Genomic DNA, 7,841 nt, shown 5'->3' with positions numbered 1-7,841 from the left:
ATTTATCCTTATTGATCCTATGTTGGGGAAAAAAGGCTCTATGCCTCCGTTTTCAGTCATTAAGGCTAAGGCCGCGAAAAATCCAACCGTTGAGATGCCAAGTAATGCCGATGAGCTACTAAACAAGGTTACTCATACCTTAATTACTCACAGTCAAACACTTGGTATCAAGGCATTACAACATGGAGATCACCTAGATCCGGCAGGTGAGACGTTTTTAACAAGTCGTAATATCCCAGTTGCGACACCAGCCAAAGATAAGGCTTACCTAGAAAAATACGACTTAACGGTAAATTGGGGAATTGAAGACTGGCAAACTATCGACTTTCTAGACGGAAAGCTCACCGCGGTTCCGGCTTTGCACGGCCATGGATGGATTCACAAGGTAATGGCTAATGGTGTTGGATTTTTCTTGGAGCTCCCCAATGAGCCTTCTATTTACATTAGCGGTGATACAGTTCTAACCGATGATGTAAAACGAGCGTTGACTGAGTTGAAACCTGATATCACAGTAGTCGCGGCAGGTCGTGCTCGTATGGACGTTGGTCAACCGTTATTGATGTCTATTGATGAGGTCATGGAGTTTATTCGCCTTTCCCCTAATAAGGTGGTTGCGAACCATATGGAGGCACTCAATCACTGTGCAGTGACTCGACCAATTCTTAAAGAAGCAATTGATAAAAACGGTTTGTCAGATAAAGTCCTTATTCCTGCTGATGGTGAGACCTTGGAGTTTTAGATACCTGAACTAATCCGGTGACTCCCGATTTAAGTAAATAGTCTAAATGATTTCTGTCCAGAGATGTGTTATGCCGCCATGCTTTGGGACAAAAGCGCCTTAGAACTACTAACTTAGAGTGTGAAACATCTTAGACCATATAGCAGCACTTGAACCAGTGCCGCTAACAAAACAAGCGTAAGCTGAGACTCCGCCAGAAACGTTATCCCCATCTACGCTCTGCAACAGTGGCTAAATCATATTCTGATTCATTATCAAAAAACCTCAATCTGCCAAAGTCTTTGCACAATGTATCTATAAAAACACCACTTTCTAACACAGTCTCTAGAGGCACAGGAACTATTTTATCGTTGGGAACATTACTTAGGGCCAACTTATAACGTTCATAAGAATGACGTTCCTCGTCGCTCAAAGATGACTTCGATTTATGCTCAAAAACTCGGCCATACAGCCAGAATTTGATATTGCCGAGAGAAAACTCGATAAGTGGTTCTCCGAAGCTTCTTCCATCTTTTCTATCATCAGCCTTAAGCATCGAATGAACCGTTAGTACCAAAGCTACACTGTACGATTTACCAGTCACCTCAATTTCGGGATATCCAATCTCACATTTATGATCAGCATCAGATAATTCATACAACTTGTCTTTTCTGATTCTTGCGGCATCGATGTTTTCTTCCCGCAAATAAGGGTGAGAATGAGCGGTTCCTATATATTGATACTGGTCTCCGAACACTTTCGCGATGTCTTTTTTAATCAAAAGAGATTCAGAGCTAAATTCAACTGAAGAGCGCTTTCGCTTTGCAGACGTCTCTACAGAGACATGATTTATCGTACATTTAAATGGATGTGTTTTGTTCACGTACCCCCAAAGGTGAGCGGCGGTTTCTACAGAAATACTCTTGCTGCCCTGATGTTTTACAGCATAAGCTTCTAAACCAGCCATGATTAGCTCAAATATCGCACTTTTGCTGACTGAAATTGTCGCGGTCATTTTTTCTTTGTTCCTTTTATTGACAATTATTTGCTTAATTTTGATTAGAGGTAAGACACACAAGAGTTATTGGGCGAACTCGACATGTTCTTTCAGTTTGTTTTTATAGCGCTCATAAAGCGAATCCCATACATCTTCACTTACCATGTCTAGTGGTACGTATTCTTCAAAAATGACACCACTCTCATCAGGGTAGGCAAGCTCGGTATACGCATAACGTGGGCCATCTGCATAAAGCGCTTCCCAACATTCGATGCATTCATCTTTAAACCATTCTTTTTTGATTGGCGCAGGGGTGTTATTCAGAAGATGAATTAAGTTCTTAGAATCAAAGAAACTATGCTCTTCACTTTTGACATTAAACAGGTAGCTAGAAAATAAATTGATGGCTCTTCCGTCCCATAATCTGTAGCGGTGGTAGTGAGACGTATAACGCTCCTTTACTCGATCGAGAAGGTGACGTTCACATAAAGCTCTTAAGTCGTTGTTCCTCAATGTTGGGACTTCTGGAATTGGTTCAACGTCATAAAAGCGTCTATGGCCAAACAAGTAGCGTTGAGTCAGCTTTGCGGCGATGGAATCAACGGAACCTTTAAGTGCAATGTCATTGCATGGCAGTTTTTGGGAAGAGTCTGCAATTTTGTTGGCCAGCGCCTTAACAATGTCTGTAGTGGTTGATTTGACTTTCTCAACCAATTTTATACTTAAATAGCCTTGAGCTGAGATTTTTAAAATTCCCTTTTGTGCAGGAATATAACGTGGAGAGGAAAGCGTGAGTGCTGTTGCGGTGTCTAGTGATTTCAAGGTCGCTTGCTGGTCTAAGTCAACCTTTAGGTAATCACAGAACACTGCCAACTGCTCTTTAAAGTCGTTCAGTAGCTCAAGTCTTTCGTTTTCTAGTTCTTGAAGCTCTTCTTTCGAAGCATCTTGATAATCCATAACTGACATATTATTCTCCTCACAATGCATTCAGTTGCATCAATATATACTCTCTTCAAAGAAAAATCTGATGATTTTGACGGAAACTCAAGTCGTTAGAGTGAACATGGCGTTGTTGCCTAAATCAGTTGAACCTTTTCGGAGTTCTGCGATCTGATCCCTTGTGATGGTTAGAGCGGTGATGACATAGGGGGTTTATCATTGACTTCCACTTTAGTGGGGGGATTGGTTCGGTGAGAATACATCAAGTAATGAATAGAGGGTTATTTAGAGCATCGACTCTAACTGACTTTTGTCCAAACCCGTGTTAATAGGTGCGATTATAATAGCTTGCCAACCAACGAAGAATTCGTGATTGCTCAACAGTCGGTAGAACTTCTGTAATCTGAACTGAAGTCTAAGCAAGAAAAAGACAATCAAAAGCGAGCCCAAGTGGCTCGCTTTTTGTGTCTAGTAAAGATGCGTCTGAATGTTTTAACAGGGGGATAGCCTACAAGGCGATCGTGAAACAGTTTTAGAACAGAGCTTAAATTGCGACTCATCGGGTGCTCTGGAAGCGCTAAGGTTATTTAGTCCCTGAGCGGTAGTTTGGATCTGTCCAGCATCGAGGTAACTCTTCCCCTGACATAAACATCAGTTCGGACTTTTTAAACATCTCAGGGTCTTGCTGTTCTTCGCCTGCTTGAAACCGACCTTCGATACTGTCTTGAAATAAGTTGGTTAATTTGGTCATTTCAGTTACATCAACGAGGTCACCGGTTTTTTCTCTTTTAGAAACATTTTTTTGCCCTCAATCTAATCGGTCACCCCTAATTATAATTGCTATTTGGAAAGTGAGAGTCTTTTCAATTCCGGCACTTCTTGACTAAGCAGACCCCAGAGCTACGCTTATGATCATCGACAACCCAATCGATGAACAAACTTATCCTCAACAAATAAATGGAGTCGCGATGTCATCTGCCCATATTGCAAACAATCTCAGTGAACTGATTGGCGATACCGATCTTGTTAGAATCAACAGTCTTTCAGAGATATCAGGTTGTGAGATTCTTATTAAGTGCGAACACCAGAACCCGGGTGGTTCGATTAAAGATAGAGCGGCACTTCAGTTGGTTATGGATGCAATAGAAGCCGGTAAGCTTAAGCCGGGAATGACAATCGTTGAAGGTACTGCTGGTAATACGGGAATAGGACTTGCTCTGGTCGCTAAATCCCTTGGTTACAAAATGTTGGTGGTGATGCCAAAAGGGCAGGCACAAGAGAAAGAGCGCATGATCTCGCTTTATAATGCTGAACTGTTATTGGTCGACCCTTGTCCTTTTGCAAACCCTGAACATTTTTACCACACGGCTAAGCGGATTGGTGTCGAAAATGAGAGTTATTGGTGGGCAGATCAGTTTGAAAATCTCAGTAATTATCGAGCGCACTATTTAAATACTGGACCTGAGATCTGGCAGCAAACACAGGGGAATATTGATGCTCTAGTTTCAGTGGTGGGGACGGGTGGAACCATTGCCGGAAACTCACACTATCTATCTGAGCAGCAACCCAATCTCGAAACTTGGTTAGTTGACCCAAATGGGTCCGGCATTTATTCGTTTCTACGTAATGGACACTATCAATCAACGGGAAGTTCGTTCACGGAAGGCATAGGGATCATGCGAACGGTTGAAAATTTCAGGCAGGCAAAAATCAATCGTGCCATCACGCTTCCCGATCAGGATTTGGTGACGATATCCCGCCTTGTTGCGGAACATGACGGTATTCTTCTAGGAAGCAGTTCGTCGTTGAACGTAGCAGGTGCGCTATACGCTGCGGCTAGAATGGGGAAAGGGAAAACCATCGTTACATTTAGCTGTGACCTTGCTGAGCGCTCGTATTCGAAGCTGCACAACGAAACGTTTCTGAAAGAAAAAGAGATACAGCTTAATAAAGAAAACCTCTCTCAACTATGGGCTCGTTATCAAGCCGAAGATGGCAGTATGGTCGTCAACGTATAGTCGCTTTAAGTTAGTAACAGCCAGTGGTCTGCCAGCTCTTTCGTTAGCGCTGAACATCCGGTTAGAGCTAAACATCCGTTAGCACCAAATCCGGCACTATTGCTTGTTATTAGGGTAGTGAATCACATTATGAAATACGGCGTTTCCTTCACCGATATTTTTGTAGGCATGGGTCTGGTTGGCATTGAAGCGAACGGCTTGTCCTGCGCGTAACGTATGCCACTCATCATCAAACATCACGGCCATCTCTCCTGAAATGCATAAGATGTGCTCAGTGACGCCTGCGTTATGTGGGGCGGATTCATGCTGGTAATCGGGTGCTAGGGTGAGTTCGAATATTTCAAATCCTAGTGCTTCCTCAAAAGGAAACAACAAACTGACGAAAAAGCCAATGTTGTATTCCTCATGTCTTAGTTCGTTTGCGTCTCTGAATAAACTCGTCAGTTCACTGTTTGGGCTAGCAGTGATAAAGCTTGAAAGTGACACCTCGAACCCAGAAGCTATTTGCCAGAGCTTAGCGACTGTCGGGCTGGATTCTCCACGTTCAATTTGTCCTAGCATTGCTTTACTCACGCCTGTTGCTTTCGCTGTTTTGTCTAAGCTCCAGCCTTTTTCTTGGCGAAGGCGTTTCAAGTTAACGCCAACTTTAATTTCTGTTTGCATATTTTCTCTACAAGTTTTTACAAATAAGTTGTGCGTTATAGCGCACGGTGCTAGGTTTGGTCTATGGACGTTATAACGCACGCAGGAAGAGATTAACATGACTAAGCTAAAATTTTCTCACGTCAGTACCGGCTTTATCGCTGTTTTCATTGGTTATGCGAGCGCCGCGGCGATTATTTTCCAAGCGGCAATGAGTGCTGGAGCAACCGAAGAACAAGTGGCGTCATGGTTTTGGGCGTTGGGAATTGGCATGGGGATAACCACAATACTGCTCTCGTTTCATTACAAGAAGCCTGTGGTTACAGCGTGGTCGACGCCTGGAGCGGCGTTGTTAATCACATCTCTTGAAGGGCTGACAATGAATCAGGCAGTAGCCGTGTTTTTGTTCAGTTCGATGTTGATCACGTTGGTTGGATTGGCGGGGATATTTGAGAAAGTCCTAAAACAGATCCCAACATCGATTGCCTCAGCGATGCTCGCGGGGATTCTATTGCAATTCGGTTTGGGTTTGTTCACGTCGCTAATGGAAGAGGCACAAGTCGTAGCGGTCATGCTCGCTGTATTTATTCTGGCGAAAGCGCGGTTAGGAAATTTACTGATCCCAAGCATTTTCATCATCGCATTGGTCATGTGTGTGGGTTTTGGCAAACTCGATGTTAGTCAGGTGACTATGGGATTAACGACCCCAGTGTTCATTTCGCCCGATTTTGAGTTCTTTTCGTTGTTTAGTGTTGGTATCCCATTGTTTATAGTGACGATGGCTTCACAGAACTTACCGGGATTTGCGGTTCTAAAAGCGAACGGATACCAAGTTGATTCATCGAAGATCATTACCACCACTGGGGTGACGGGTTTGATTTTCGCGCCGTTTGGTGGCTTTGCGTATAACCTTGCTGCGATTACGGGCGCTATTTGCATGGGCCCGAATGCGGATAGTAATCCCAAGACACGTTACATGGCGGGGATCTGTATGGGCGGGTTTTACTTGTTAGCTGGCGTGATGGGGATGTCATTTGTGTCGCTGTTTAGCGCCGTGCCCTCCGCGATTGTCATTGCGGTTGCTGGCTTAGCGGTGATGCCGACCTTGATGAATTGTTTAGCTGTTTCGATGGCAGACACCCACTATCGAGAGCCTGCACTGCTTACTTTCTTATTCACTGCTTCTGGCACCAATTTACTGGGGATCGGCAGTGCATTTTGGGGTTTGTGCATCGGGTTGTTTTGTTGCTGGTTACACAATTACAAAGCTAAGTCGCGTGGAGCAAGCAAGGCTTCGCAAACTTCGTCGTAATCAAACGACCCAAGATTAGGATCAGGTTCGCTGTGAATTAGAAACATCAGCAAGCTGTTTGAGTAGTAAGCCCAGTCATACTCGTGACTGGGCTTGCTTACAAAGGAATAAAGCTACTTAACTTCGTATCTCAGTAGCACTTCATTATCGAGAACGACATTTGTCGACCAGATAAAGCTTGCGCCAGCACCACTGAATTTTTCGATAAAGTTCATGTACGCTTTTTTATTGTTCACGCCAATATCGTCTTCTGAATATACCGATGCTTGAGGCCAAGATGTTGAATCGAACTCTTGGTTCATCCAGTTGGTTGGTGTTTCCCAATGAGCGGCGTAGGCATCTTGACCTTGGTCAGTTCCTTCCGTGGTGCAGCTTTCAGAAAGACGCTTCCCGTCCACTTCACTCAAACAAGTCAGGTCATAAATCGGTGAGGTATAAAAGGTTTGTGCTTGCCATTCTGGTCCTGTCACGGTTCCGTCACTAAAGCTCGCGATAAAGCCACCATCGCCAGCGTGGTATGCCTTTCCGCGGTTATCTTCGCTGCCAAGACCTAGGTTTTCTTCCCAATCAATCACTTTCACCGCAATCGTGTAAGGCTTCTTCACCTTAAATTTGACGATGTTTGAGTTAAACGGTGTGAAAGGAACGGTGTCTACCGCGATTAACTGGCCGTTGATATAAAGTTCGAAATAGTTATCGGCAAAAATATAACCTGTTATTTCTTCACCGTCTTGATCCACTATCGCTACAGGTACAGAGCTTTGATCGACTTCGGCTAGGCTGCTTGGTGTGGTGTTTGAGCACTCTTCATAAAGATCAAAGGCTTTTGGCCCTGTCGCAAAGTTGTTCTTGGCTGGAACCGTCCAAACCTTTCCTTCGGAGTCCGTAATTTCCCCGACGCCCGCCACTCGGCTACGTCCGTTTGCACACTCAAAGAGATTCGATTCAACAGTGGTCGCCACACCTTGAGTAATACTCGCTGAGCCTTGGTAATCACTGATGTTGCTGACCGAAGGCGTATCTGATGATGGTGAGCAGCCTGTAGCGAGCAAAGCAACCGATGAAAGGGCAAGGGCTTGATATTTTTTGATGATCATTGATTGGGTATCCTAAATGGGTGATTTAAATAAGCGTGGTTCAAAATAAGCCAAGTGCAAGTAAGTTAATTGAAAACAAAGCTATTTCAAACAAATCCGAGCTAAGTAGCTAAGTAGC

Annotated in this window: 8 protein-coding genes; 3 read left to right on the top strand and 5 right to left on the bottom strand. The window is 44.0% G+C overall.

What is annotated here, in order from left to right:
* Nucleotides 1-739, top strand: a 739-nt coding sequence (locus tag AB4329_RS22050) for an MBL fold metallo-hydrolase (RefSeq protein ID WP_372139287.1), incomplete at its 5' end; no start/stop codon positions are given.
* Between the two features lie 202 nt (nucleotides 740-941).
* Here the strand turns inward: AB4329_RS22050 and AB4329_RS22045 are convergent.
* The 3 genes from AB4329_RS22045 to AB4329_RS22035 all read right to left on the bottom strand — a co-directional run bounded on the left by AB4329_RS22045 (nucleotide 942) and on the right by AB4329_RS22035 (nucleotide 3,405).
* Nucleotides 942-1,733, bottom strand: a complete 792-nt coding sequence (locus tag AB4329_RS22045) for a hypothetical protein (protein ID WP_372139285.1) — start codon at nucleotides 1,731-1,733, stop codon at nucleotides 942-944.
* Between the two features lie 66 nt (nucleotides 1,734-1,799).
* Nucleotides 1,800-2,681, bottom strand: coding sequence for a hypothetical protein (locus AB4329_RS22040; protein ID WP_016789042.1), 882 nt, complete (start codon nucleotides 2,679-2,681; stop codon nucleotides 1,800-1,802).
* Between the two features lie 556 nt (nucleotides 2,682-3,237).
* A complete protein-coding gene (locus AB4329_RS22035) occupies nucleotides 3,238-3,405 on the bottom strand; it encodes a hypothetical protein (RefSeq protein ID WP_017062447.1) in 168 nt (55 codons plus the stop codon).
* A 217-nt stretch (nucleotides 3,406-3,622) separates the two neighbouring features.
* On the opposite strand from AB4329_RS22035, the gene AB4329_RS22030 reads away from it, so the two are divergent.
* Nucleotides 3,623-4,672, top strand: coding sequence for a cysteine synthase A (locus AB4329_RS22030; protein ID WP_102320367.1), 1,050 nt, complete (start codon nucleotides 3,623-3,625; stop codon nucleotides 4,670-4,672).
* 96 nt (nucleotides 4,673-4,768) lie between these two features.
* Here AB4329_RS22030 and AB4329_RS22025 read toward each other — a convergent pair whose 3' ends face one another.
* A complete protein-coding gene (locus AB4329_RS22025; RefSeq protein ID WP_372074251.1) occupies nucleotides 4,769-5,335 on the bottom strand; it encodes a helix-turn-helix domain-containing protein in 567 nt (188 codons plus the stop codon).
* A 97-nt stretch (nucleotides 5,336-5,432) separates the two neighbouring features.
* Between AB4329_RS22025 and AB4329_RS22020 the strand changes: the two genes are divergently transcribed.
* Nucleotides 5,433-6,626, top strand: a complete 1,194-nt coding sequence (locus AB4329_RS22020) for a benzoate/H(+) symporter BenE family transporter (RefSeq protein ID WP_372139283.1) — start codon at nucleotides 5,433-5,435, stop codon at nucleotides 6,624-6,626.
* A gap of 113 nt (nucleotides 6,627-6,739) precedes the next feature.
* On the opposite strand, the gene AB4329_RS22015 is transcribed toward AB4329_RS22020, so the two are convergent.
* Nucleotides 6,740-7,723 carry a hypothetical protein gene (locus tag AB4329_RS22015; RefSeq protein ID WP_372139281.1) on the bottom strand — a complete coding sequence of 328 codons (984 nt, stop codon included), beginning with the start codon at nucleotides 7,721-7,723 and terminating at the stop codon, nucleotides 6,740-6,742.
* Nucleotides 7,724-7,841 lie beyond the last annotated feature (118 nt).

The sequence above is a fragment of the Vibrio sp. 10N.261.54.A5 genome (assembly GCF_041471145.1).
Classification (GTDB): domain Bacteria; phylum Pseudomonadota; class Gammaproteobacteria; order Enterobacterales; family Vibrionaceae; genus Vibrio; species Vibrio crassostreae_C.
The sequence above is the reverse complement of the archived record's forward strand: the minus strand, read 5'-3'. Positions and strand labels throughout refer to the sequence as shown.

Coding starts and splice junctions, on each gene's coding strand:
- AB4329_RS22045 (WP_372139285.1), bottom strand. CDS start 1,733: ATGACCGCGACAATTTCAGTCAGCAAAAGTGCGATATTTGAGCTAATC.
- AB4329_RS22040 (WP_016789042.1), bottom strand. CDS start 2,681: ATGTCAGTTATGGATTATCAAGATGCTTCGAAAGAAGAGCTTCAAGAA.
- AB4329_RS22035 (WP_017062447.1), bottom strand. CDS start 3,405: ATGACCAAATTAACCAACTTATTTCAAGACAGTATCGAAGGTCGGTTT.
- AB4329_RS22030 (WP_102320367.1), top strand. CDS start 3,623: ATGTCATCTGCCCATATTGCAAACAATCTCAGTGAACTGATTGGCGAT.
- AB4329_RS22025 (WP_372074251.1), bottom strand. CDS start 5,335: ATGCAAACAGAAATTAAAGTTGGCGTTAACTTGAAACGCCTTCGCCAA.
- AB4329_RS22020 (WP_372139283.1), top strand. CDS start 5,433: ATGACTAAGCTAAAATTTTCTCACGTCAGTACCGGCTTTATCGCTGTT.
- AB4329_RS22015 (WP_372139281.1), bottom strand. CDS start 7,723: ATGATCATCAAAAAATATCAAGCCCTTGCCCTTTCATCGGTTGCTTTG.